The following is a 23,600-nucleotide window of genomic DNA, read 5'->3' as shown; positions in this document are numbered from 1 at the left end:
CTTCTTGGAAAGATTTTATCAATTTATAACTTAATGAATACAAATCATGATGAAGATATAGCTGAAAAGGCAAAGGAATTGGGTAGGAAAGCAGTTGAAGAAGAATTTTCAATCGCTTTTTGCGGTCACTTTTCTGCGGGTAAGTCGAGCATGATCAACAAATTAATCGGAGACAATATCCTGCCTTCAAGCCCAATCCCAACCAGTGCGAATCTGGTGCGGCTAAAATCAGGTTCTGAATATGCCAAGGTCATCTTTAAGGACGGCGGGTCACGTCTGTATCCGGCACCGTATGATTATGATACGGTGAAAACCTACTGCAAGGATGGCGAACAAATCCAGACCATTGAAATCAGCCATAATGGAGCTGAGTTCCTGGAACAGGCAGTCATTATGGATACACCAGGAATCGATTCTACTGATGATGCCCATCGGATTGCCACTGAATCTGCGCTTCATCTTTCAGACATTGTCTTTTATATGATGGATTATAACCATGTCCAATCCGAACTAAATTTCCTTTTTACAAAGGAATTAACGGATGCAGGAAAAGAACTTTACTTGATTATCAACCAGGTCGACAAACATCAGGATGCAGAACTGTCTTTTAATCAATTTCAGCAAAGTGTTGAAGATTCCTTTGCGGACTGGGGAGTAAAGCATGCAGGGATTTTTTATACGTCGCTGAAATACCCTGAATCACCACATAATCAGTTTCAAGAGCTTCGTTCATTCATCATGGAGCGGAAGGACATGAGAAAAGAAATACTGCCAGTTTCAATTTTTAAGTCGTTGGAAAAGCTGTCTGAGGACCATTTGGCAAATCTTCATCAGGATGTTGCTGAAGAAATAGATAAATTTGAGGCGACCCTGGCAGGAGTCTCTGATAATGAACGACAACAGCTTTCAGCTGAACTCGATAAAATAAGGATGCATATTGAAAAAATTCAGGTTGAAAGGGACCCTGAACAGGAATTCCGTGATGGGCTCAATGATATCTTAAAAAACGCGTATCTAATGCCTTTCCAGACAAGGGAATTGGCCGAGGCTTATCTGCAGTCAAGGCAGCCAGACTTTAAAGTGGGCTTATTATTCTCTAAACAAAAAACAGAACAGGAACGTTCAGCTAGATTGGACAATTTCTATCGAGAACTGGAGGATAAAGTACAATCCCAGCTCGACTGGCATATCAAGGACTTTTTATCAAAGCTTTTCAAAAAGCATAATCTTTCGCAGACAGAGCTGCAGGGAGCAGCAAATGGTTTCAAGATCGAGTTCCAAAAAGGTCTGCTCTCAGAAGCTGTTAAACCTGGTGCGAGACTATCAGGGGACTATGTCCTCAATTATACAAATGATGTCGCTGAGGCATTGAAGAATCTCGCAAGAAGAAAGCTTGAGCCAATTAAGGAACTGTTCATCGACTATGTAAAAGGTCATGATGATGAGGAAGTAAACGAACTTCTCAAAAAAGAAGAAAACCTCGAGCAGCTTTTATCTGCGTGGAAAGCGTTGAATTCATTTCAGGAAAACCTTGCCCAGCAACGAAGAAATGTATCAGAAATTCTCTATGGCGAACCGGCAGAATATAAAGAGGAAGACTTCCTTGTTTTTAAAGCTGCCGAAGATGAGCCGGAAGTGATTTTAAATAATGACTTTACTTCCGCAACTACCACTAGAGAAAAGGCCGTTCCATCAGTAGAAGCTCCTGTCGAGCAAGGCGGGAATGGAATAGCACAATTTCACGAAGAACAAAAGCAGCTGGTCGAAAAAATGAATTTTACATCTGAACAGATTGAAGGAATCCCTGGGTTGAAAAAAATCGCCCGTGAATTGAAGGAAAAAGCTTCCCGGTTAAAAGAAAGAGAATTCACTGTAGCCTTGTTTGGAGCCTTCAGTGCCGGAAAATCTTCTTTCGCGAATGCTCTGGTAGGGAAACGGATTTTGCCGGTATCACCAAATCCGACAACTGCTGCCATTAATAAAATTAAACCGGTGACAACTGAGCATCCTCATGGGACGGTAATAGTCAAAATCAAAAGTGCTGACGAATTGCTGAAAGAACTGGACCGATCTCTAGGATTATTCGGCAAGAACACATCTGATTTCGAGCGAGCGATCGATCAAATCAGTACTCTTCAATTTGAGGATAGCGGTTACAGTGCGGCAGAAAAGACGCATTACTCATTCCTGCAGGCTTTTGCCAAGGGATTCAGTGATTTTAAAAATAGTTTTGGAGAAAAGCTGTCTGTGGATCTCGAATCCTTCCGAGGGTATGTTGCTCAAGAGGAAAAATCCTGTTTTGTTGAGTGGATTGAGGTTTATTATGATTGTGAGCTTACGAGAGAGGGGATAACCCTTGTTGATACACCAGGTGCTGATTCAATCAATGCCCGCCATACTGGGGTAGCCTTCGATTATATCAAGAATTCAGATGCTATATTATTCGTAACCTACTATAACCATGCGTTTTCGAAAGCGGATAGGGAGTTCCTGATTCAGCTGGGCAGGGTCAAGGACACCTTTGAACTTGATAAAATGTTCTTCATAGTTAATGCTGTCGATTTGGCGAATTCGCAAGAAGAACAGGAAGCCGTTTTAGAGTATGTTGAAGGCCAGCTTGTACAATACGGGATCAGGAAGCCGCATCTATTCCCTGTTTCCAGTTTAAAGGGCCTTAATGCGAAGCTGGAAAATGGGTCTGGTGGAGACCAGCTATTCAATCATTTTGAAAAGGCGTTTTACACATTCATCGCCAATGACCTGATGAATATGGCTGTCGAGGCCGCTGAGGCAAAATGGCGCCAGGCTGTAGCTACAATCGAGGAAATGATCAGCTCTGCAGAAGAAGATAAGGCAGCAAGGGTTGATAAGCGACGAAAACTTCTATCTGAAAAGGAAGAAATGCTGCACGTTTTATCACAAAAGAAATCAGCAGTACTAGAGGAACGCTTGAACCTCGAGGCTGATGAATTGACTTATTACATTCGTCAGCGTGTCTTCATCCGTTTCGGTGACTTCTTCAGGGAGGCATTCAATCCTGCGCTATTGAAGGATGATGGACGCAATATGAAGAAGGCCCTTGAAACAGCGCTCGATGAGTTGATTGAAAGCATTGGATATGACCTGGCTCAGGAGATGAGAGCAACGTCTTTAAGGACCGAAGCATTTATTATCCGGATCTTGAAAGAGTTCCAGGAAGCACTGTTAAGTGAACTATTGAAAATTAACTCTTCGGTTTCTATTTCTGAAACAGATAATGGTCCACTTACTGGGATAAAATTCGAAACAGCATATCAAAACATTGATCGTAACAAGTTTAGAAAAACCCTTGGTATGTTTAAAAATCCTAAATCCTTCTTTGAGAAGAATGAAAAGAAATTAATGGCGGATGAACTTGAAAAGCTTTTACATGGACCTGCTGGTAAGTATCTTGAAGAAGAGAATGCAAGGCTGAAAGATCATTATCAGCCTGAATTGGTTCGGGAGTTTGTGAAAGTCCAGGAGGATTTTTCAGAGCAGATCACAGAGTATTTTGAAGGGATTACGTCTGCACTTGAAGATAATTTCTCTATTGATACTGTTAAAAGGGCACTGTTAAATATTAAAAACTTTCAATAAAGGTTGAGTGCAGGATGACCAGTAATAGATTTCATGCATGTGCTACTTGTGTAAATTTTCAGGCTGAAAAGCTGAATGGCAAAATGAATTACCATTGTGTCAGGCTTGGCTATGAAACGAAGAGCCATTATCAATTTTCCTGCTGGGACCCTAAAGAACATGTAAAAAAATTGATGTCCAAAAAAACTACTTGAGGAGTGGTTTCCTTGCAAAATCATGTAGATTCTGAATGGCTTAATGACCATCTTGGAGACGGGAATACAAGAGTTGTCGATTGCCGTTTCAAGCTTGGGAGTCCTGACGAGGGCAGGCTTCTTTATGAACGCAGTCATATTCCAGGTGCGGTTTATTTCGACCTCGAAAAAGATCTGTCCGGCACAGTCAGAGAACATGGAGGCAGACATCCGCTCCCGGAAACAACTCAGTTTAGAGAAAGGCTGCAGGATGCCGGGATTGATAATAAAACAACGGTTATTGTTTATGACGGAAAGGAAGGAGCATTCGCTTCAAGATTATGGTGGCTTCTTAAATACGTTGGGCATGAAAAAGTTTATATCCTGAACGGAGGCTTCGATGTATGGGAGAAGTCTGGCTATCCAACTGATCATTCCGTACCTCATTATGAGACTGCAAAATACACTATCGCAGAAAATCATGATATGCTGGCTTCCTTTGAAGAGGTGAAAGATATCGCACTAAATGAGGCGGGAAGTGCGGTCCTTATCGATTCGCGGGAAAGTAAAAGGTACCTTGGGATCGAGGAGCCAATCGATCGTGTTCCAGGCCATATTCCATCAGCGATCAATAAGCCGTGGATGGAAGGCTATGAAAATGGATCTTTTAAGCCTCGTGTTGAACAGGAAAAGAGATTTGCAGAACTTGACCCTAATCAGCCTATCATAGTTTATTGCGGATCTGGAGTGACAGCTACGCCGAATTATATCGCTCTAAAAGAAGCTGGATTCAAGAATGTCAGGCTTTATGCTGGAAGCTACAGTGATTGGGTTTCTTACAGAGAAAATCCAGTATCAAGGAGTGAATAATGTTTTGAGAAAAGTGGGCTCTTTTGGTTCAATCCACAGCATTAGTTCACTAATTGAAGAATCGTTATTTTCGGAATATGAAAGGGAACTCCGAGAGTTATGTTATAATATCAAAGCTGACTTTTTAAATTAAGGCTTCAAGCTTTTAAAATAGAGCCATGGCTCAAATTTTACCAAATGGAGGTACCAACTTGGAAAATAATAAAACTTCTCTAATGCTAGTTGACGGGATGGCTTTGTTGTTCAGAGCATTTTATGCAACAGCTGTTTCCGGACAGTTCATGATAAATTCCAAAGGGGTCCCGACAAATGCGATCCACGGTTTCATTAAACACTTTGCGACTGCAGTTGCAAATTTCAAGCCTACCCATACTGCTGTATGCTGGGATATGGGCAGTAAAACCTTCCGTACGGAAATGTTCGACAATTATAAAGCGAATAGACCTGAGGCACCTGTTGAGCTGCTGCCACAGTTTGACCTTGTAAAAGAGGTAGTGGAAGCTTTGGATGTACCAAACATTGGCTTGAGGGGCTATGAAGCTGATGACTGTATCGGGACGATTGCCAGGACGGTTAAGGAAGTGGATACGGTCACGATTTTGACAGGTGATAAGGATATCCTCCAGCTGATCGATGATCGGGTTTCAGTCATCCTGCTCCAGAAAGGCTATGGCAATTATCAAGTTCACGATCGCAATAGTCTGTATGCTGAAAAGGGGATCTGGCCTGAACAGATGATTGATCTGAAAGCATTCATGGGAGACCCGAGTGATAACTATCCTGGAGTCCGTGGCATCGGTGAAAAGACCGCCATTAAGCTGTTACAGGAACATGGGAATGTAGAAGGTGTCATCGCGAATCTGCATCAACTGACAAAATCACAGCGAGCAAAAATCGAGGCCGACCTTGAAATGCTTCATTTAAGCAGGCAGCTAGCTGAAATCAAATGTGATGTACCTGTTGAATGCAAGATGGACGACGCTAGATTTATAATTGACCGGGAAAAGCTTCTTTCCAAGTTCAATGAAGTTGAACTTAAAGGGCTGCACCGTCTGTTCGAATACGAAACGATACATGCTTAAAGGAAACGGCTGGTTTTTATACCAGCCGTTGTTTTTTATTGGTTTAGTTATTTTGTATTCTTCTTCTTAGCGGCATTTTCCAGCTTTGACTTTGGTTCTTCAGCAAATTCAGCATCCTGTCTGTAGCCTTGCGGATTTACCCCGGGTGCCTTTGTTCCTCTGTTTCCCTTTTTACTCATAATCAGCGATCCCTCCAGAAAAGTTTTTGTTTAAAAATGGCCAGAAATGAGAAATAACCTTTATAGGTTGTCTGCTTATTACAGCTTAATCCTTATTATGAACGGGCAAGAATAAAAGCAATCATTTTTCTTCAAAATAACATGGAGGTGACTGATAATGAATAAAGGTGCAGTTATTGCTATTTCAAGTATTGGCCTTGCTCAGGCCTTAAAAATACCGTTTCATTACGCAAAGACACAGGAGTGGAAACCAGATTTATTTTTGGCCAGCGGCGGAATGCCCAGCTCCCATTCAGCTGGTGTGTCATCTTTAACAACATATGTTGCTCTTACAAAAGGTGTACGATCGATTGACTTTGCACTATCCCTCGTGTACGGCATAATTGTCATGTATGATGCCCAGGGAATCAGGAGACAAACGGGAGAACTCACTTTGAAAGTAAATGACCTTGATGAACTGATGGATAAGATTCATGAGGATGACCCTGTAGAGTTTGAAGAAAAGTCTCCAGATCCATTAAAGGAAATGCTAGGCCATCAGCCAAAAGAAGTACTTGGCGGAGCCCTCTTTGGCATGGCAATGGGATTTGCTGGATATCTTTTGACGAAAAAACGGTAGAAAATGCTCGGATTTTGCGGTAAAATTTTACTAGAGACGGCTTGAAGAGAGGATTGATTCAGTCAGTGCGGACAGTTGAAGATTACTTGCTTCATTTGAAGAGCAAAGGGTTCCAGTTGCGTGAGGACGCCATCGGCTTTATTTATTTCGGTCAGCAATATACGAATTCTACCGATGAACTTACAAATACAGCCATTGAAATTACCCTTAAGGCTCAAAAAGGTTTTGATGGAAGCTTTTATATTTCATTGCTGGAGACCTTCGCTTCTAATAAAATTCATTCCCGCAAAGCAGCGTTACAGTACGTTAAAAAAATCGAGATTTTGGCCGTATAACGAAAAGCTGAAGCGCCTGCTCATCCCCGACATACAAGCGACTCGAGGGGCTAAGCGCTGCAGCTGGACAATTTTCGAAGTAGACATTATATAAACGAGATGATAAAGAAGAGGCTGTTTCCAAAGCGTTATGCTTTGAAATCAGCCTCTTTTTTCGGAAATACTTTACGAATGAAACTTTCGAATTTGCCTGATGGCAATTCCGCGAAAACCATTCCTGCAAAAATAAGCGCACAGCCGACCAGGGCACTATATGTCAGACGTTCATCCGCCCAAAAATAAGCGGTGATAGCCGCAAAAACTGGTTCCATTGCAAAAATCAAGGCGACACGAGTAGCCGTCGTATGCTTCTGGAAATTTGTCTGGATGAAAAACGCCAGTGCTGTTGCAAGAATAGATGTAACCAACAAGGCAATCATGACATTCGCTGAAAAAATGATCTCAGGGTTGAATGCCCTTTTCCAATCTTCGAATAGGATAGAAGATACTCCAGATAGAGCCGCAACAGTTGCGATTTGGACTGTCGTCAACAGGAGCGTTGGATAACTGCTGCTGTATTTTCCGGTAAAAACGATGTGCAAGGCAAAACCCGCAGCACATATGAGAACCAAGCCGTCTCCAATGTTAAGGCTTGAAACATCTGACATTGTTAAAAGATATAGTCCCGCAGTTGCTGCAGAGACACCTGCTATAGAGTTGATGCTTGGCCGCTGTTTTAAGATTCCTATCATCAGCAACGGTACCAGGACCACACTTAAACCAGTTATAAAGCCGGCCTTGGATGAGGTTGTATATAACAGACCTAATGTTTGGAATGCATAGCCGATAAACAGGAAAAAGCCCAGCATTATTCCTGATAAAATTAATTTTCGATCCAGTTTTTTTAGCTGATCTTTTTCAAAAAACAAAAGCCAAAGTCCTAATAGGATTGCTGCCAGAGTGAATCGGACAACATTAAAGGATTGTGGCTCAAGAAAAGCTATCGCATTTTGCACAAGAACAAAAGTTGCGCCCCAGATGAGGGCTACAAATAGTAAGCTTAAATCCGCGAAGGTTGATGCTTTCATGTTAGTTTTCGGTTCCTTTCTTTTTGTTGTCCCTTACGGCTTTTCTTGCCAAATCGTCAGCTGTTTTATTTTCACTAGATGGAATCCATTTCATGAAGAACAGGTCAAATTGACTGGCAAGCATCAACGCTTTTTCCAAAAGGGGGGCATAGAGTTTATTTTTAACGAACTCTTTCTCTACTGCTGCATTTACTAGCTGTGAATCGGTCCTGAAAGATACAACGTTAAAACCTTTATCAAGACAGATTTCCAATGCTTTTATAAATGCATGATATTCAGCTTCATGGTTGGACATGACACCAAGAGGAATGGAATATCTAAAAACCTCCCCATTACCTTTAATGAAAATACCAGCACCGCTTGGACCAGGGTTGCCAGCACTTGCACCATCTATATATACTTCGAACAACAAAGATCACTCCCGGTTGGTTTGTACAGATAATAGTTAGTGTATCATAATAGCAGCGAAAATTTATAAAAATATACTATCTCCATTTAAGTTTCATCGTCCCTTTTTCATTGTAACGTGCTCAAAAAATGGGTAAGATAACTAAAAATAACCCTTTTGGCGGAGCAAAAAACAGATCGGAAAGCGGGGGAGAAGTCATGAAATATAAGTTGGAATGGGAATACAGAGCAAAAGGAATAGATCCCATCCTGTTCAGCTCAGATTTTCTTGATGGCGAGCATGCACTGCAGGCTGGTGAAGAATTAGAAAAATCGGGTAAAGCTGGAGAAATCTCTTTCAAAGATGAAATCGGTACTTCGTGGACAATAAAGGAAATGCGCAAGCTTCTTGAAGAAGTAGAAGAAGAACCCCATGATCTTACCGTTTATTTTGACGGTGGTTTTGATAACTATAATCATAAAGCAGGACTTGGGGCCATAATCTACTTCAAACAGGGAAAAAAGAAGTACAGATTGCGTGCCAATGAAGTTTTCGATGAACTTGAAACGAATAATGAAGCAGAATACGCTGCTCTATATTTTGCCCTCACCATCCTTGAAGAAATGGGCGTCCGGAACATGACTTGCGATATCAAAGGTGATTCACAAGTTGTTTTGAAGCAACTCGAAGGGGAGTGGCCCTGCTATGAAGAAACACTTAACCGCTGGCTCGACAGAATCGAGAATAAGATCAAGGAACTTGGTTTGTATCCGAAATACAATCCTGTAGGCAGGAAAGAAAATAAAGAGGCTGACAAACTGGCGACACAGGCATTGCAGGGAAAGATGATCAACAGTAAAATGCAAATACTATAACCTGGAGGGAAAGGCGGGAATAGATTGACGCGTAATGAAATACTTGCTGAGGTAGAGACATTGCTCAATACATACTGCAATGGATGCTTCCTGAAAAAGCATCATCGGCAAGAACACGGAAAAAGAGCTGCCCACCGGTTCTGCATCAATGAATGCACCGTTGGTGAAAAAATAAAAAAGTGCGGACAAAAACTTTAGTGTGGATATCGGTTAGAGACAATTTAAAGGAAATGAAAGGCCGTTATACCTAATAAGGGTAATTTGATGGACATTTCAGCGGATGGGTGAAGTCAAAATGTCTAAGAAGGTTTTTTTATAGACATTTCAGCGGAAGTACCAAGCCAAAATGTCTAAGAAAGTTCTTTTTATAGACATTTCAGCAGAAATACCAAGTTAAAATGTCTAAGAAAGTGCTTTTTATAGACATTTCAGCGGAAGTACCAAGCCAAAATGTCTAAGAAAGTGCTTTTTTATAGACATTTCAGCAGAAGTACAAAGTTAAAATGTCTAAGAAAGAGTGTATAATGGACATTTCAATGGAAGGTCGAAGTCAAAATGTCCGTAAAACGCATGAGACAATCAATCAATCAAAAAAGGCTGGCGCCAAGCGCCAGCCTTCAACTTTTTTAAATTATAGTTTTACTACGTTAGCAGCTTGTGGTCCACGGTTTCCTTCAACGATTTCAAAAGAAACTTCTTGACCTTCTTCTAGTGACTTATAGCCATCGCCCTGGATTGCTGAGAAGTGAACGAATACATCATCTCCACCTTCTACTTCGATGAAACCGAAACCTTTTTCATTGTTGAACCATTTTACTTTACCGTTTTGCATGTTAAACTTTCCTCCCATGTCTTTCGCGACACAAAATATGTGCCAAAGTTGAATATTATCATCTAATCGATACATCTGCAGCTTTGACATGGCAAATATATTCTATTAAATGATGTCTTAAATATACAATATTGGGATTCAATCAGTCAAGAATGTAAGCGTATTACAGACTAAATAATCTTAAAATTTTGTTAATTTATAATAAATTGAATTTCGTCTCGCTTTTGTTCCTATTTCCGGAAAAATTTGTTATTATTTTCTTATTAATACTCTATTTACTTTTGCTTTAGAAGTAAACAGAGAGCAAGATTCTTTATCTTCAAGTCTATTAAAAGCTCAGAGGAGGGTACTAATGAAGAAGACCACTCCATCCGCGTTCACGTCCTTAACTGATCATCAAATTGATGCATTATTGGATACAATCAGGAATGGCAATGCCATTCAGGACCACACACCTCAGATAGCAGTAAATAAAAAGCTTGACGATATTTCCAGGAAAATCGATGATGCCTCCAGGCAAATGGAAGAGATATTCGATATTGTTGCTAAGACAGGAGTTGTCCCTGTTGGTGAAATCAAGAATGAAATCATGCCTGTGATCATGCAGGCCGCAGAAATCCCCCACATCTATCACCTGTTCTATGAGCTGAAGACACAAGATGAGTATACCTACAGGCACACAGTCTGTGTCGGAATCATCTCTACATTGATTGGAAAATGGCTCAACTTAGGCCAATCTGAATTGAATGATCTTACTCTGGGAGCAACACTCCATGATATCGGGAAAGCTCGTATCCCTGCCACCATCTTGAACAAGCCAGGCAGGCTGACACAGGAAGAATACAACGAAATGAAACGCCACACAGTATACGGATACCGGATGTTGAAAGATATCCCGGAACTAAATGAAAGAGTCGCGCTGATTGCTCTCCAACACCATGAGCGTGAGGACGGTGGAGGCTATCCATTCAGCCTGCGCAGCGAAAAGATAGACGAGCTTGCAAAAATCGTAGCAATTGCAGACGTATACCATGCCATGTCATCTTCCAGGGTTTATCACCAGGCAGAGCCTTTCCACATTGTCATATCTCAAATGCAAAACGATGTATTCGGAAAATTTGATCCCAAGATCATGCTCGTTTTCCTGTATAGGATCATGGACAGCCTTGTCGGAAGACGTGTCCTCCTTAGCGACGGTGAAGAGGGGACAATCTTGATGGTTGATCCATTCGAGCCTTTAAGGGCCCTGATAAAAACAGGGGACACACTTGTTGATTTGCGGCTGAATCGCGGGTTAAGGATTTCGAGAGTCCTAAATGATTCAATCGTAGGGGTATAATCTGCAGACGCCATTCATATCTTTTAATAGTCAATGATGATGAATTAAAAGGGTGAGGGCATGTACCGCTTTTCGATAGGTGATGAAGATTGGATTATTATTTTTTCTCCCCATCTTTCACTTGAGCAAGCAGAAAAGGAAGAAATCATCCGTTCCATTGCCATCATGGGTCCCCAGTGGGCAACGTTCAGCCACGGAGAATCCTTCGTGATTTTCCAGCAGCTGGTCGGGGCAATCGTGGTCCGGATAGAAAAGGTTCCTTCGCTGATCTTAACCGTTTCAGCAGTCGTTAACAGGAATCGATGGTACATTAATGATAACAACATAGTTGAGCCATTCGAGGATTAATTTTTTTAAGGCAGCTGATCATTCAGCTGCCTGTTTAATTTTCCACGGCTGGTACAATACACATTCCAATATTGAATGTGCGGGAAGCAGCAATAAAAGTCCTTTACGCTTTTGTCGAAAAAAAGATAAAATAGAATTTGAGGTTTAAAATGTTTGCTCATATAAAAGTTTTTCAGGAGGAAATTATGAAATTGATTGTTGCGGAAAAGCCTGACCAGGGCAGAACGCTGGCCTCCGTGTTTAAAATGAAAAAAAGGGAAGGCTTCATCGAAATCCTTCCAAATGAAATATTTCCTAAAGGTGCTTATGTTTCATGGGCAATCGGCCATTTAACGGAACTGTCAGCACCCGAGCAATACAATCCGAGCTGGAAAAAATGGTCGCTGGATACATTGCCGATCATACCGGAAACTTTCAAGTATGAAGTCGTCAAATCGAAAGCAAAGCAATTCCAAATCATAAAAAAGCTAGCTACCGATCCGCAGGTCTCTGAAATCATCCATGCAGGCGATGCCGGGCGCGAAGGTGAATTGATCATCAGGAATATCCTTCGCCTTGCCAATTGTATGAAGCCGATGAAAAGACTGTGGATCTCCTCGCTGACGCCGAAAGCGATAAAGGAGGGCTTCCAAAACCTTTTGAATGAATCAGATACAAAGAATTTGTATTTTGAAGCATATACCCGCGCTTGTGCTGACTGGGTTGTCGGCATGAATGCATCCAGGCTGTACACGCTTCTGCTTCAGAAGAAAGGCTATTCAGATGTGTTTTCTGTCGGAAGGGTACAGACTCCTACTCTGGCTTTGATTGTGAAAAGAGAGTTGGAAATCGAGAATTTCGTATCGGAACCATTTTGGGAAGTGCTCGCAAAATTTAATATCAATGGCAAAAAGTACAGCGGCAAATGGGAAAAAGATGGTGATTCACGAATCAAAACGAAGGAAATGGCTGAGAAAATTGCTGCTTTTTGCGATGGGAAAACTGCGGAAGCCGCAGAAGTTACTTCTGAGAAAAAAGAATTCCTGCCGCCGCTATTTTATAATCTTTCTGCAATCCAAGCGGAAGCAAATCGCCGTTTTAAAATGTCGCCAAAAAAGACGCTGGACATTTTACAAGGATTATATCAAAGGGGAATTGTCTCCTATCCGCGTTCTGATTCCCGGTATGTAACCCCGGGAGAAGCAGAGGGCTTTTCTGCGATCTTGAATAAACTGCAGGCTAATCCTGATTATCAGCAACTTTTTCCATTGCCAAATTCATCGATCAAAAATAACAAACGCTATGTGAATGAAAAAAAAGTCACAGATCACTACGCAATCATCCCAACTGAGCAAGTCCCAAATTTAAGCAGGCTGTCTGGGGATGAGCTGAAATTATATGATTTGCTGGCCAGGACACTGATTGCAGCCCATTATGGACCATACATCGCAGAATATACAACGATCAAGACGGTCGTGGAGGGAAGAGCTGAGTTTATATCCAAGGGGAAAGTCCAGTTGGATGAAGGCTGGAAAAAAGTTCTTCCGCAAAAAGACTCAGACAAGGAACCAGAGCTGCCTGCTGTCCAGCAAGGTGAAACTGGAACGGTCATGAAAGCGGAGGTAAAGGAAAGTAAGACACAGCCGCCAAAAAGGCTGACTGAAGGCCAGTTGATTACCTTGATGAAAACGGCAGGAAAGCATATTGAGGACAAGGAACTTGAAAAGGTTTTGATGAAAGCTGAAGGACTTGGAACTGAAGCGACGAGAGCGGGAATCATTACGATGCTTAAAGACAGAGCGTATATTGAAGTCCGCAAAAATCTCGTATACGCGACAGCCAAAGCAAAAATACTCGTCGCGGCCATTGGTGGACAAGTACTTGCATCACCGGAAATGACAGCGAAATGGGAGCAGAGGCTGCATCAGATTGGAGAGGGTGAAGCTTCGCCCAAGCAGTTCATTGAGCAGACATCAAAAATGATTAAACACCTGGTCTCTGAAACCTCTGAAGTCTCATCAGGCTGGACTTTTTCCAAGGAGCTCACAAACGCCTTCGTCCCAGGGAAAAAGGGCGGTCGTTCAAAACGCAGCACAAACCTTGGTAAATGTAAAAAGTGTGATGGCATGGTTGTGGACAAAGGGACATTCTACGGCTGTTCTAACTATCAAAAAACAAAATGCAACTTCACCTTATCCAAACAAATCCTTGGAAAGACAGTAACGCAGAAGAATATCAAAATGCTGCTGGCAGAAGGAAGCACCGATGTGATCGAAGGCTTCCAGAGCAAGGATAAAACCTTCAACGCGAAGCTATATTGGGATGGGGAGGAAAATAAGCTGAAATTTGATTTAGCTGCACAGCCAGTCAATCAAGGTGGATAGCGCCTTGTCACCCTTGTCCTTCTATAGTAAACTTTAATATGGCTATTGTTTAAGCATTGGAGGTCATGGGATGCCAACACCTAGTATGGAAGATTATATAGAACAAATTTTTATTTTAATAGAACAAAAAGGATATGCCCGGGTAGTGGATATCGCAGAGGCATTATCGGTCCATCCCTCCTCAGTGACAAAAATGGTCCAGAAGCTGGATAAAGACCAGTTCGTTGTTTACGAGAAATATCGGGGTCTTGTGCTGACTACAAAAGGGTACAAAACCGGCAAAAGGCTGGTTGACCGTCATGAATTACTAGAACAATTATTAAAAGTAATCGGCGTAAAGGATGAGAATATCTATAATGATGTCGAGGGAATTGAACATCATTTAAGCTGGGATGCAATCGACAGGATTGGAGACCTTGTCCAGTTCTTTGAAGAAGATAAATCCCGTGTTCAAGAATTAAGGGCAATCCAAAAACAAAATGACGAAGAATAAATCAAACACCTGACTGCTGTCAGGTGTTTCTTTTAGTACTTTTTTAATCCTTAATATATATCGGGATATTGTTCAAAGCCAGATCCATCTGCTGAAACTAAAGAAGTCGTACCATCTAAACCTTCAAATATATTGACTCCGGAAATCATACCTGTGTTGGCCTCCAGCAAGGCTTTGCGATAAGATATTATCCTTCCGGTCGATGTCTGGAAACTGATGATCTCACCAGCGTTATTTTTATGTATAGCAACCAATTCTTCTTGTTCCAAATTTGAACACTCCTTTCACCCTCCTAGTCTTGCACTTTTTAAGGAAAAATAAACTTAAGAGGAATTCCTTCTTCTATAACGAAATAACTATTATAGGAATTAAAAACTAGGCAGGTGAGCTTATGGATATCTTCGAATGGGAAATAGAATCTGAAAAACACTGGGACAGCAGGGCTGCTTTTTGGCATTCCAGAAGCAGAGGAATGTGGGAAACTGGAAGCCGCAAGGATATAGTGCCATTCATTAAGCAGTTTGTTCCGGCTGGTTCCCTGGTTTGTGATTTAGGCTGTGGAGATGGAACAGGTTCGGAAAAGTTGTCAGAGGCAGGCTATGATGTGACCGGAATTGACGTATCTGAGGAGATGCTTGAGAGAGCCAGGCAGAATCCTCGGAATGTGCACTGTACTTTCAATAAGGGTAATCTATCTGATTGCGAAAGCCCTAATAATCATTTTGATGCGGTCATGGCAATTAATTCAATAGAATGGACGAACCAACCCTATGAATCTTTAAAAGAAATAGCACGGATTCTCAAGCCCAATGGTTATGTCTGCATTGGCATCCTTGGACCAACTGCAGGCCCAAGGACGAACAGCTTCAGGAGACTTTATGGAGAAGAGGTAATCTGTAATACAATCATGCCATGGGAACTTGAGAGGCTCGCTCTGGAAAATGGCTTGAGAAAAGCAGGTGAGTTCGGAGTATTTAAAAAAGCGGCAGATGAGCTTCCCCACGGCTCATTGCCGGCAGAACTGCAGCAAGCACTCTCATTTATGTGGGTTTTCATGTTCCAGGTTTTAAAATAAGGAGGCTATCTTATGAGTCGTTATTCAATCGAGGAGTTTGTGAGCAACACGAAGCAGCAGGATAAAGGGGAAGGGCTATTTGAGCTGGAAACACCGAGAATGCTGGAAATCAATTTGAATGGCCAGGTATGGTCAAAAGCTGGAGCGATGGTTTCCTATCGCGGCCAGATCAAATTTGAACGCGAGGGCGTGCTTGAACACGGAATCGGCAAGATGTTCAAAAAGGCATTAACAGGTGAAGGTGCTTCATTAATGAAGGCAAATGGAAATGGAAAGCTTTATCTGGCTGATCAGGGAAAGAAAATATCAATCTTGCATTTGCAAAATGAGGCAATTTTCGTAAATGGGAATGACCTGCTGGCATTTGAGCCTTCCATCAACTGGGATATCAAGCTGATGCGCCGGGTCGCCGGAATGCTGTCCGGCGGATTGTTCAATGTCCGTCTCGAGGGTACAGGAATGGTAGCAATCACATCCCATTATGAGCCGCTGACCCTGCTTGTCAGTCCGGATAATCCGGTTTATACAGACCCGAACGCAACAGTAGCCTGGTCCGGAAATCTCCAGCCGGAATTCGTAACAGATATTTCATTCAAAACGTTCCTTGGCCGTGGAAGCGGCGAATCCATCCAGATGAAATTCAGCGGTGAAGGCTTCGTTGTTGTCCAGCCTTTTGAAGAAGTCTATTACGCTCCACAAGGTTAATAGAAGAGCCGGAATGAAGAAAGGCATCGACTCTGTCGATGCCTTTTCTTAATCCCATTCATATGGTGTAGCCTGGTATACATAATAGTTCAGCCAGTTGGAAAAGAACAAATGGGCATGTGACCTCCAGCGGTTTGCCGGTTTTTTATCAGGATTATCCTGTGGAAAATAGTTTTCTGGCATGTCGATTTCAATGCCTTTTTCCTTATCTCTTAAGTATTCTTCTGCCAGTGTAGCGGCTTCGTATTCAAGGTGGCCGGTGATCATGATTTTTCTGCTGTCCCTGCTGGAAATGATCAATGCGCCGGCTTCTTCTGATGAGGCCAATAGTTTTAAATCAGGATGGTCTTGCAATGATTTTTCAGGTATATCCGTATTCCTCGAATGAGGGGCAATAAATTCATCGTCAAAGCCTCTTAAGAGTTTTTCACTATGATCCAGGACTCTGTGGTTGAATATGCCTGAGCATTTCTTCGGCAGGACGTATTTCTTAATGCCATAGTGGTGGTATAACGCAGCCTGTGCTCCCCAGCATATATGCAATGTGGACGTAACATTCCGCTCAGTCCAGTCGAGAATTTCCTTCAGTTCATCCCAGTAGTTTACTTGCTCAAATTCCATCAGTTCAATTGGGGCACCGGTAATGATCATGCCGTCATATTTCTTTTCTTTTACTTCAGAAAAGGTTTGGTAAAACTCTTCCAGATGATATTGAGAGGTGTTTTTCGAATCGTATGTAGCAGTCTTCAAGAATGTTATGTTCACCTGGAGGGGTGTATTTCCAAGCAGTCTGAGCAACTGTCTCTCTGTTTTTTCTTTTTCGGGCATCAGATTTAGAATCAATATATTCAACGGCCGGATATCCTGTTTTGCAGCAGTGCTGTCATCCATGATAAAAATATTTTCTTTTTCAAGTATTTCTTTCGCTGGCAGATGCAGCGGGATTTTTATTGGCAATGTGTAACCTCCCTTTATGAAACTAAAATCAGTAATTTTTATTATAGTCTGAATTCTTTTGTGGAGCAATTGGCTAAAGAGGAAATTTTATGACAAATAAATATTTTTTACCTGATAGTATTTCACTGATGGTAAAATATAAAATGGTAAGCATATAGAGAATATCTGGGGGGATTGGAAATGGGAACAAATATTCAAGTTAAGTCAGATATTGAAATTGCTCGTGACAGTAAAATGAAGCCGATTGTTGATATTGCAGCAAGCATTGGATTGGATGCCGATGATATTGAGCTGTTTGGCAAGTATAAAGCGAAGCTGTCTTCAGAAGCTTTAGCTAAATTAAAAACAAAAGAAAGCGGCAAGGTCGTACTTGTTACTGCGATTAATCCTACACCAGCTGGTGAAGGGAAATCTACTGTAACGGTCGGACTTGCAGATGCATTGAACAAGCTTGGTAAAAAAACAATGATTGCTATGCGTGAGCCTTCATTAGGACCAACTATGGGAATCAAAGGCGGTGCAACAGGCGGAGGTTTCGCACAAGTGCTTCCGATGGAGGATATCAATCTTCACTTCACAGGGGACCTGCATGCGATTACAACCGCAAATAATGCCCTGGCTGCTTTGATTGATAATCACCTGCAGCAAGGAAACAAGCTGAACATTGACCAGCGCAGGATTGTCTGGAAGCGCGCGGTCGACTTGAATGACCGTGCACTGAGGAAAGTGATCGTCGGACTTGGCGGGCCAATGCAGGGAGTGCCTCGTGAAGATGGCTTTGATATTACGGTTGCATCTGAAATCATGGCTGTACTGTGTCTTGCGAGTGACCTGAAGGATTTAAAACTCCGTCTCTCAAAGATGGTTGTTGCTTATAATTATGACAAGCAGCCTGTTACTGTGGGAGATCTTGGAGTAGAAGGGGCATTGACTCTTTTATTAAAGGAAGCGGTTAAGCCAAACCTTGTCCAGACGATCGAACATACTCCAGCATTAATCCATGGTGGTCCATTTGCGAATATTGCACATGGATGCAATAGTGTCATCGCGACCGAGGCTGCATCCAAACTTGCAGATTTCGTCGTTACTGAAGCTGGATTCGGTGCGGATCTTGGAGCTGAAAAGTTTCTGAACATCAAAGCAAGAACTGAAGGAATAGATCCTTCAGCTGTTGTTATTGTCGCTACCATACGTGCACTGAAAATGCATGGAGGAATGAAGAAAACGGAATTGGTAAACGAAGATGTTAAAGCATTAAGAGATGGTTTTACGAACCTGAAAAAGCATGTTGAGACGATTGCTAGCTTTGGTTTGCCATATGTCGTTGCCATCAATCGATTCATTACAGATACAGAGCTTGAAACAAATACGTTGAAAGAACTGTGTGAGAATGCCGGTATCCCGGTTGCCTTGACAGAAGTTTGGGAAAAAGGCGGTGCCGGTGGAGTGGAGCTTGCAGAGAGACTCCTTGATGTAATTGAAAAGAATGAAAATTCCTTTGCCCACCTATATGATCTGTCTGATTCACTCGAGGACAAAATTAAGACGATTGCCCGTCAGGTTTATGGAGCTGATGGAGTCGAGTTTTCACCGAAAGCAAAGAAGCAGCTTGTTGACTTCGAAGGCTTTGGCTGGGGTGTGCTTCCAGTATGTATGGCCAAAACACAATATTCATTGTCTGATGATCCGCAAAAACTTGGAAGGCCATCAGGCTTCACTATTACAGTTAGGGAACTGAAGCCGTCAGTAGGTGCGGGATTTATCGTCGCATTGACAGGTGAAGTCATGACAATGCCTGGCTTGCCGAAGCTTCCAGCAGCATTGAATATGGATGTTGATGAAGAGGGTAACGCAGTAGGCTTGTTCTAAAGTAAATTGCATTTGCCATGGTCAGTCCCGACTGGCATCATGTGGTGAGGTGGATCTTTTTATGCCGATGCCACATGGTTCGAAGGTTGGACTGGCCATTTTTCTATGCTGTTAAATGGCATTCATTTTGCTTGATAAAGGAGTGAAAGCTTTGTTTGATCCGACAGCTTTTGAAAACATCAAAGTCGTGATTGAAGGCGATATATATGACAGGGATTTGAGCGGAGAAATTATCGTGATAGACCGCAATGACTGGATTAATGCCGCCAAGCTGTCTCGTAAATATGAAATTTCATTCACTAAAAAAGATTATGAACCGAAACTTTTATCGGCAATGATGACCATTGAGGCCGGATTGGAGAACCTCTCTGCGGAGCTATTGGAAAGTGTGAATGCCAAACAGCTTGCAGGATGTAAAGTGAATATTTCGTTCTCACTTCAACATAATGATGAAATGATTGTTTTTAAGGAAGTTCAGAAAGGGCTTGAGGAAATATGGGGAAGAGATCGGGCGATTGTACAAACCGCCTTGCTTGACCCAATGGTAGATAAGCCAACTATTAAAAGCCATGTGCAGGTTTCCTTCAACCGTCTTGTTTATGAAGAACAGATTGACGACTTATCTGAAATGGTCAATTATATGATAGCTTCACTTGAAAAACTCAAAAAAATTATTGAATGAATAATAATTCCTGTCTCAGAGGCAGGATTTTTTGTGTTGTTTTCAGAATAGTCTATTAACGAAAAGATTTGAGCATAGAATATATTGAAAGTTCTAATCGTGGAGTAAGCACCGCATGATTTGTACAAGCACTGCTGACCTCTAGTAAAAGTGAATTGGCGGATATCTAAAAACCACGATATTTCAGTAGAACTGAAAAAGTGAAATAGGGGGAGATTGTTTGAAGAAAATCGCCTGGGTTACTGATAGTACGGCCTATCTGGATGAGGAGTTAAAGAACCACCCTGATGTATATCAAGTACCGATGACAATTGTCTTGGAAGATGTAGAATACCTTGATGGAAAGGATCTGACTGCAGAAGAATTATATAGAAAATTAAAGACGGTGAAAACGGCGCCGAAAACCTCCCAGCCCCCTGCGGGCGTATTTATGGAACTATATAATAAGCTTGAAAAAGATTATGACCTCGTATTCTCAGTCTTGATCTCATCAAAGCTGAGCGGAACAGTGGCCTCTAGTGTACAGGCTGCACAAGATGTTAACATTCCTGTCATTACTTTTGATTCTAAAATTCTCACATATCCATTGACGTCTCTATTAAAAAAAGGGATTGCATTAGCTGAACAGGGGGCATCAGTCGAAGAAATAAAGGAGAAGCTGGAAATCATCCGTGAATCTAATGAAACTTATGTTATGATTGGGAGCCTGGAACAGCTGCATCGCAGCGGTCGTATGTCAGGCATGCAATTCTATCTTGGAAGCATGCTGAGTATCAAGCCTATTATTAGTATTGAAGATGGAGTTTTGAATACAAAAGAAAAAGTCCGAAGCGATAATAAAGCCCGAGAGAAAATATTCAATTATTTGAGCCAATCTCACGAGAAATACGGAGTAAAAGAAGTGTACATTTTATACGGGCTGCATAAAGAGGCTGCTGACGAATGGCAAAGCCAGCTTGAAGCAAGATTCCCTGATATCCGATTCCTCAGTTGTCCGATTGGAGCCGTAATCGGTGTACATGCTGGTGAACATACAATCGGGATCAGCTGGAATAACGCAGATGTATAAGTGCCTATCTTGGCACTTTTTCTTTTGGTCCAGTAAATAAGATCCAATCAACTTACCTGGGTAATTTATAGAGAAAGTTTGGATGGTAAGCCTCTAACGGACAAACAGAGAGTGGAACCGGGAGAAATGTCCGATAGAAGATCTCTAACGGACAAACTGAGAGCAGAACCTGAAGAAAGTGTCCGATAGAAGGTTTCTAACGGACAAACCGAGAGGAGAACCTGAAGAAAATGTCCGATAGTAGGTCTCTAAAGGACAAACCGAGAGCAGAACCTAGAAGAAAGTGTCCGATAGGCAGGCTGGTATTAAAAGCAGGTGAAATAGTACAGGATACATTTTACTCTTCCAAATATATATCCAGCTTTCTCTCAACGCTTTCTATGGTAAAATGAGTTCGGTAGGAAAGTAGGTGCGCATATGAGAGATAAAATAGCAATGGCAGAGGAATTTGTCAAAACTGAGCTTGGCAAGGATTCTTCTGGACATGATTGGCACCATATTGACAGGGTCAGGAAGAATGCCCGTCTTATATGGAGCAAAGAACAGCAGGGAGACTGGTTCATCATTGAAATGGCGGCCTTGCTCCACGACATTCCAGATGATAAATTGAATGAATCGGAAGAAGCCGGATGGTTGAAACTAAATTCATTTTTACAAAGCATACAATTAGACAGTGAAACTAACTCGAGGATAAAGAGTTGCATCGAAACGGTTTCCTATAAAGGCGGCAGGGTCATTGAGCTTGATAGTATCGAAGCTGAGATTGTACAGGATGCTGACCGGCTCGATGCTCTTGGTGCTATCGGGATTGCCAGGACATTTGCCTTCGGTGGAAAGAAAGGCCACCCTATTTACGAACCTGACCTGAATATCAGGGGGGAAATGACGCTGGAGGATTACAGGAATGGCGACAGCTCTTCGGTCAATCACTTTTACGAGAAGCTTTTGAAGCTTAAAGATAAAATGAATACAGACCATGCGAGACAACTTGCTGAGGAAAGACACCAATTCATGGAGACTTTCCTGGATCAATTTTATAGTGAATGGAATGGTAAGGCATGAAAATGATCACGATCGAAAACGTGACGAAAACATACGGAGAAAAAGAGCTTTTTAATGGGATTTCTTTTACAATCGGTGAGCGTGAGAGAGTTGGCTTGATCGGTGTGAATGGAACAGGAAAATCTTCATTACTCAAAATTGTGGCGGGCATCGACCAGGCTGATGCTGGCGATATCATTTTTGCGAAAGACTATAAAATTTCATTTTTATCCCAACAGCCTGAAATGGAACATGATAAAACGGTTCTTGATCAGGTTTTCAGCGGTGAGGCACCAATCCTGAAGCTGATGAGAGATTATGAGGTTATTCTTTCTGAATTGGGCAAAAAACCTGATGATTTAGGACTTCAGGAAAGATTTTATGACTTACAGCGGAGAATGGATAGTTCTGACGGCTGGGATGCCAATACTGCCGCCAAATCCATACTCATGCAGCTTGGGATTTCGGATTTCACCAAAAAAATGGGCGAGCTATCAGGCGGCCAGAAGAAACGTGTCGCACTCGCTCAGGTTTTGATTGAATCTCCGGATTTGATGATTCTCGATGAACCCACGAACCACCTTGATTATGAGACGGTAAAATGGCTTGAAGACTATCTATCTAGATATTCAGGGTCACTTCTCCTCGTCACCCATGATCGCTACTTCCTTGACAGAGTGACGAACAGGATTTTTGAACTGGATGGTGGAAATCTTTATAGCTATAAAGGCAACTATGCCAGCTTCCTTGAAGCCAAGGCGATCCGAGAGGAAAATGAAGCCGCAACACTTGAAAAGAAGAAGAATTTGTTCAGACAGGAACTCGAGTGGATCAGGCGCGGGGCTAAGGCGAGAACAACCAAACAGAAGGCTCGTATACAGCGTTTCGACAAACTGGATGATGAAGTGTCAAATGTGAAGTCTTCTGACAAACTCGACATCTCATTGAGTGGCAGCAGGCTGGGCAAACAGGTGCTTGAACTGAAGGATGCAACCAAAAAATACGAAGATAAAGTGATTCTGGATCATTTTAATCTTCTCGTAAAACCAGGAGACAGACTGGGAATCATCGGCAGGAACGGCACAGGCAAATCGACTTTGCTAAATATCCTTGCTGGAAGGATCATGCTTGATGACGGTGAAATCATTACCGGACAAACCGTAAAAATTGCTTACTATACTCAAGAGAATGAAGATATGGATGAAAGTAAGCGGGTGATTGAATACCTGAAAGAGACAGCAGAAATCGTCCAAACTACTGATGGCAAGACAATTTCAGCTGCACAAATGCTCGAGAGATTCCTGTTCCCGCCTTATGCGCATGGAACACCAATCAGGAAGCTTTCGGGTGGCGAAAAGCGCAGACTTTACTTGTTAAAGCTTTTAATGGAAGAACCTAATGTCCTGCTGTTGGATGAGCCAACCAATGATCTGGACACACAGACATTAACTGTATTGGAAGATTACCTGGAAGACTTCCCAGGTGTCGTCATCTCGGTATCCCATGACCGTTACTTCCTTGATAAGGTCGTCGATTTGCTGCTTGTATTGGAAGGCAATGGACAGACAGACCTGCATTACGGCAATTACTCAGAATACCTTGAAAAGCGGCCGAAACCTGA

Annotated in this window: 24 protein-coding genes; 18 read left to right on the top strand and 6 right to left on the bottom strand. The window is 42.1% G+C overall.

Going from position 1 to position 23,600, the window contains the following annotated elements:
* From ACH0QE_RS02420 to ACH0QE_RS02410, 3 genes are all read left to right on the top strand, one after another.
* On the top strand, positions 1-3,618 hold a 3,618-nt coding region (locus tag ACH0QE_RS02420; protein WP_415799149.1), incomplete at its 5' end, for a dynamin family protein.
* Between the two features lie 197 nt (positions 3,619-3,815).
* Positions 3,816-4,661, top strand: a complete 846-nt coding sequence (locus ACH0QE_RS02415) for a sulfurtransferase (protein WP_415799148.1) — start codon at positions 3,816-3,818, stop codon at positions 4,659-4,661.
* 215 nt (positions 4,662-4,876) lie between these two features.
* On the top strand, positions 4,877-5,743 hold the full coding sequence (locus ACH0QE_RS02410; protein WP_415799150.1) for a 5'-3' exonuclease: 867 nt from the start codon (positions 4,877-4,879) through the stop codon (positions 5,741-5,743).
* Between the two features lie 47 nt (positions 5,744-5,790).
* Here ACH0QE_RS02410 and sspL read toward each other — a convergent pair whose 3' ends face one another.
* Positions 5,791-5,922 carry a small, acid-soluble spore protein L gene (sspL, locus tag ACH0QE_RS02405; RefSeq protein WP_415799147.1) on the bottom strand — a complete coding sequence of 44 codons (132 nt, stop codon included), beginning with the start codon at positions 5,920-5,922 and terminating at the stop codon, positions 5,791-5,793.
* 157 nt (positions 5,923-6,079) lie between these two features.
* Here sspL and ACH0QE_RS02400 point away from each other — a divergent pair, with 157 nt between their 5' ends.
* Positions 6,080-6,541, top strand: a complete 462-nt coding sequence (locus ACH0QE_RS02400) for a divergent PAP2 family protein (protein WP_415799146.1) — start codon at positions 6,080-6,082, stop codon at positions 6,539-6,541.
* A 65-nt stretch (positions 6,542-6,606) separates the two neighbouring features.
* On the top strand, positions 6,607-6,876 hold the full coding sequence (locus ACH0QE_RS02395) for a DUF6123 family protein (protein ID WP_415799145.1): 270 nt from the start codon (positions 6,607-6,609) through the stop codon (positions 6,874-6,876).
* 128 nt (positions 6,877-7,004) lie between these two features.
* Here ACH0QE_RS02395 and ACH0QE_RS02390 read toward each other — a convergent pair whose 3' ends face one another.
* Positions 7,005-7,943 carry a DMT family transporter gene (locus ACH0QE_RS02390; protein WP_415799144.1) on the bottom strand — a complete coding sequence of 313 codons (939 nt, stop codon included), beginning with the start codon at positions 7,941-7,943 and terminating at the stop codon, positions 7,005-7,007.
* 1 nt (position 7,944) lies between these two features.
* On the bottom strand, positions 7,945-8,352 hold the full coding sequence (locus ACH0QE_RS02385) for a reverse transcriptase-like protein (protein WP_415799143.1): 408 nt from the start codon (positions 8,350-8,352) through the stop codon (positions 7,945-7,947).
* 197 nt (positions 8,353-8,549) lie between these two features.
* On the opposite strand from ACH0QE_RS02385, the gene ACH0QE_RS02380 reads away from it, so the two are divergent.
* Complete coding sequence (locus ACH0QE_RS02380) at positions 8,550-9,206, top strand: reverse transcriptase-like protein (RefSeq protein ID WP_415799142.1); 657 nt, start codon at positions 8,550-8,552, stop codon at positions 9,204-9,206.
* 24 nt (positions 9,207-9,230) lie between these two features.
* Entirely contained in the window at positions 9,231-9,404 is a 174-nt protein-coding gene (locus ACH0QE_RS02375; RefSeq protein WP_415799141.1) for a zinc-finger domain-containing protein, read from the top strand.
* A 433-nt stretch (positions 9,405-9,837) separates the two neighbouring features.
* On the opposite strand, the gene cspD is transcribed toward ACH0QE_RS02375, so the two are convergent.
* Positions 9,838-10,038, bottom strand: coding sequence for a cold-shock protein CspD (cspD, locus tag ACH0QE_RS02370; RefSeq protein WP_023627628.1), 201 nt, complete (start codon positions 10,036-10,038; stop codon positions 9,838-9,840).
* A gap of 352 nt (positions 10,039-10,390) precedes the next feature.
* On the opposite strand from cspD, the gene ACH0QE_RS02365 reads away from it, so the two are divergent.
* The 4 genes from ACH0QE_RS02365 to mntR all read left to right on the top strand — a co-directional run bounded on the left by ACH0QE_RS02365 (position 10,391) and on the right by mntR (position 14,581).
* Positions 10,391-11,377, top strand: a complete 987-nt coding sequence (locus ACH0QE_RS02365; RefSeq protein ID WP_415799140.1) for an HD-GYP domain-containing protein — start codon at positions 10,391-10,393, stop codon at positions 11,375-11,377.
* A gap of 60 nt (positions 11,378-11,437) precedes the next feature.
* Complete coding sequence (locus ACH0QE_RS02360) at positions 11,438-11,725, top strand: hypothetical protein (protein ID WP_415799139.1); 288 nt, start codon at positions 11,438-11,440, stop codon at positions 11,723-11,725.
* Positions 11,726-11,910: 185 nt separating this feature from the next.
* Complete coding sequence (locus ACH0QE_RS02355) at positions 11,911-14,088, top strand: DNA topoisomerase III (protein WP_415799138.1); 2,178 nt, start codon at positions 11,911-11,913, stop codon at positions 14,086-14,088.
* Between the two features lie 70 nt (positions 14,089-14,158).
* The gene (mntR, locus tag ACH0QE_RS02350; RefSeq protein ID WP_415799137.1) at positions 14,159-14,581 is read left to right on the top strand and encodes a transcriptional regulator MntR; all 423 of its coding nucleotides are present in this window, start codon (positions 14,159-14,161) and stop codon (positions 14,579-14,581) included.
* 50 nt (positions 14,582-14,631) lie between these two features.
* Here the strand turns inward: mntR and ACH0QE_RS02345 are convergent, their stop codons facing one another.
* Positions 14,632-14,850, bottom strand: a complete 219-nt coding sequence (locus tag ACH0QE_RS02345; RefSeq protein WP_415799136.1) for a DUF3892 domain-containing protein — start codon at positions 14,848-14,850, stop codon at positions 14,632-14,634.
* A gap of 122 nt (positions 14,851-14,972) precedes the next feature.
* Here ACH0QE_RS02345 and ACH0QE_RS02340 point away from each other — a divergent pair, with 122 nt between their 5' ends.
* Together ACH0QE_RS02340 and ACH0QE_RS02335 are read left to right on the top strand one after the other, a co-directional pair.
* Positions 14,973-15,656: a class I SAM-dependent methyltransferase gene (locus tag ACH0QE_RS02340; RefSeq protein ID WP_415799135.1), complete on the top strand. Its 684-nt coding sequence runs from the start codon at positions 14,973-14,975 to the stop codon at positions 15,654-15,656.
* Positions 15,657-15,668: 12 nt separating this feature from the next.
* On the top strand, positions 15,669-16,361 hold the full coding sequence (locus ACH0QE_RS02335; protein WP_415799134.1) for an AIM24 family protein: 693 nt from the start codon (positions 15,669-15,671) through the stop codon (positions 16,359-16,361).
* Positions 16,362-16,409: 48 nt separating this feature from the next.
* On the opposite strand, the gene metA is transcribed toward ACH0QE_RS02335, so the two are convergent.
* Entirely contained in the window at positions 16,410-17,318 is a 909-nt protein-coding gene (gene metA / locus ACH0QE_RS02330; protein WP_415799133.1) for a homoserine O-acetyltransferase MetA, read from the bottom strand.
* A gap of 180 nt (positions 17,319-17,498) precedes the next feature.
* Here metA and ACH0QE_RS02325 point away from each other — a divergent pair, with 180 nt between their 5' ends.
* The 5 genes from ACH0QE_RS02325 to ACH0QE_RS02305 all read left to right on the top strand — a co-directional run.
* Entirely contained in the window at positions 17,499-19,187 is a 1,689-nt protein-coding gene (locus ACH0QE_RS02325; protein WP_415799132.1) for a formate--tetrahydrofolate ligase, read from the top strand.
* Between the two features lie 151 nt (positions 19,188-19,338).
* A complete protein-coding gene (locus ACH0QE_RS02320; protein WP_415799131.1) occupies positions 19,339-19,869 on the top strand; it encodes a hypothetical protein in 531 nt (176 codons plus the stop codon).
* 220 nt (positions 19,870-20,089) lie between these two features.
* Entirely contained in the window at positions 20,090-20,938 is an 849-nt protein-coding gene (locus ACH0QE_RS02315) for a DegV family protein (RefSeq protein ID WP_415799130.1), read from the top strand.
* A gap of 417 nt (positions 20,939-21,355) precedes the next feature.
* Positions 21,356-22,000, top strand: a complete 645-nt coding sequence (locus tag ACH0QE_RS02310) for an HD domain-containing protein (RefSeq protein WP_415799129.1) — start codon at positions 21,356-21,358, stop codon at positions 21,998-22,000.
* Positions 21,997-23,600 (top strand): ABC-F family ATP-binding cassette domain-containing protein (locus ACH0QE_RS02305; RefSeq protein WP_415799128.1); only part of this gene is annotated, 1,604 nt, incomplete at its 3' end. The genes ACH0QE_RS02310 and ACH0QE_RS02305, both read left to right, overlap by 4 nt.

It is taken from the genome of Mesobacillus sp. (genome assembly GCF_047739415.1).
Lineage (GTDB): Bacteria > Bacillota > Bacilli > Bacillales > Cytobacillaceae > Mesobacillus.
This window is presented reverse-complemented; position numbering and strand designations above follow the sequence as displayed.

What these genes read in the sequence shown, in the direction of transcription:
- ACH0QE_RS02360 (WP_415799139.1), top strand. Translation starts at nt 11,438, where the DNA reads ATGTACCGCTTTTCGATAGGTGATGAAGATTGGATTATTATTTTTTCT.
- ACH0QE_RS02380 (WP_415799142.1), top strand. Translation starts at nt 8,550, where the DNA reads ATGAAATATAAGTTGGAATGGGAATACAGAGCAAAAGGAATAGATCCC.
- ACH0QE_RS02410 (WP_415799150.1), top strand. Translation starts at nt 4,877, where the DNA reads ATGCTAGTTGACGGGATGGCTTTGTTGTTCAGAGCATTTTATGCAACA.
- sspL (WP_415799147.1), bottom strand. Translation starts at nt 5,922, where the DNA reads ATGAGTAAAAAGGGAAACAGAGGAACAAAGGCACCCGGGGTAAATCCG.
- ACH0QE_RS02355 (WP_415799138.1), top strand. Translation starts at nt 11,911, where the DNA reads ATGAAATTGATTGTTGCGGAAAAGCCTGACCAGGGCAGAACGCTGGCC.
- ACH0QE_RS02325 (WP_415799132.1), top strand. Translation starts at nt 17,499, where the DNA reads ATGGGAACAAATATTCAAGTTAAGTCAGATATTGAAATTGCTCGTGAC.
- ACH0QE_RS02365 (WP_415799140.1), top strand. Translation starts at nt 10,391, where the DNA reads ATGAAGAAGACCACTCCATCCGCGTTCACGTCCTTAACTGATCATCAA.
- cspD (WP_023627628.1), bottom strand. Translation starts at nt 10,038, where the DNA reads ATGCAAAACGGTAAAGTAAAATGGTTCAACAATGAAAAAGGTTTCGGT.
- ACH0QE_RS02335 (WP_415799134.1), top strand. Translation starts at nt 15,669, where the DNA reads ATGAGTCGTTATTCAATCGAGGAGTTTGTGAGCAACACGAAGCAGCAG.
- ACH0QE_RS02390 (WP_415799144.1), bottom strand. Translation starts at nt 7,943, where the DNA reads ATGAAAGCATCAACCTTCGCGGATTTAAGCTTACTATTTGTAGCCCTC.
- ACH0QE_RS02400 (WP_415799146.1), top strand. Translation starts at nt 6,080, where the DNA reads ATGAATAAAGGTGCAGTTATTGCTATTTCAAGTATTGGCCTTGCTCAG.
- ACH0QE_RS02310 (WP_415799129.1), top strand. Translation starts at nt 21,356, where the DNA reads ATGAGAGATAAAATAGCAATGGCAGAGGAATTTGTCAAAACTGAGCTT.
- ACH0QE_RS02340 (WP_415799135.1), top strand. Translation starts at nt 14,973, where the DNA reads ATGGATATCTTCGAATGGGAAATAGAATCTGAAAAACACTGGGACAGC.
- mntR (WP_415799137.1), top strand. Translation starts at nt 14,159, where the DNA reads ATGCCAACACCTAGTATGGAAGATTATATAGAACAAATTTTTATTTTA.